Consider the following 811-nt stretch of genomic DNA (forward strand, 5'->3'; position numbering starts at 1 on the left):
GAAGGCGTGGACGGCAAAGCTCAAGGCGGAAGGTCTGGCCGACAGCTACGTCTACTCGCTGCACAGTCGGCTATCGCAAATCCTCGGTGACGCGGTGCACGACGGCCTGCTTGCACGGAACCCGTGTTCGCGGCGGACTTCGCCGAACGCTGGGCAGCAGAAGGTGTACGTGGCGACCACTGAGCAGGTTTGGGCGTTACATGACGCGATGCCTGCGCATCTTCGTTCGGCAATCCTGCTCGGTGCGTTCGTTGGTCTCCGGGTTTCAGAGGCCGCCGGCCTCTGGGTCGCGGACGTCGATTTCGCGGACGGTGTCGTTTACCCGCAGCGGCAGTGGCCGGACCGGCCGCTCAAGACAAAGGCCAGCGATACCCCAGTACCGATCCCGCCTGAGCTGACCGAACTACTCGAAGCGTCGACACGCAAGTTCCCGGGCAAGCATCTCGTGTGTGACGAGCTCGGCAAACCTGCTTCCCCCTGGGTGATCGCTTGGACGCTGCGCGGTGTCAAGAACAAGATCCCGGGATTGCCCGCAGAGTTCAGCTTCCAAGACCTCCGCCACTACTACGCCTCGCTGCTGATCCGACGCGGTGCCGACATCAAGACTGTCCAGACTCGCGTGCGGCATGGGAGCGCCGTCACGACGCTGAAGTACTACGCCCACCTGTGGCCGGACGCGGACGAGACCACCAGGACTGCGGTCGGCGACGCGATCAACGAGCGCACCACTGCGTACCCGCTGCGTACCGCCCTCGAAAACTCCAGTACGGATGTACCAGATATATCGGAGTTTCCCCAGGTAGACGACGTC

Annotated in this window: 1 protein-coding gene; it reads left to right on the forward strand. The window is 63.3% G+C overall.

Annotation, left to right across the window (positions count from 1 at the left end; all coding sequences use genetic code 11):
* Positions 1 to 811: tyrosine-type recombinase/integrase (locus NN4_RS44655; RefSeq protein WP_147144479.1), on the forward strand; the 811-nt coding region annotated here is incomplete at both ends.

The organism is Nocardia ninae NBRC 108245 (assembly GCF_007990755.1).
In the GTDB taxonomy this organism is placed as follows: Bacteria; Actinomycetota; Actinomycetes; order Mycobacteriales; family Mycobacteriaceae; genus Nocardia; species Nocardia ninae.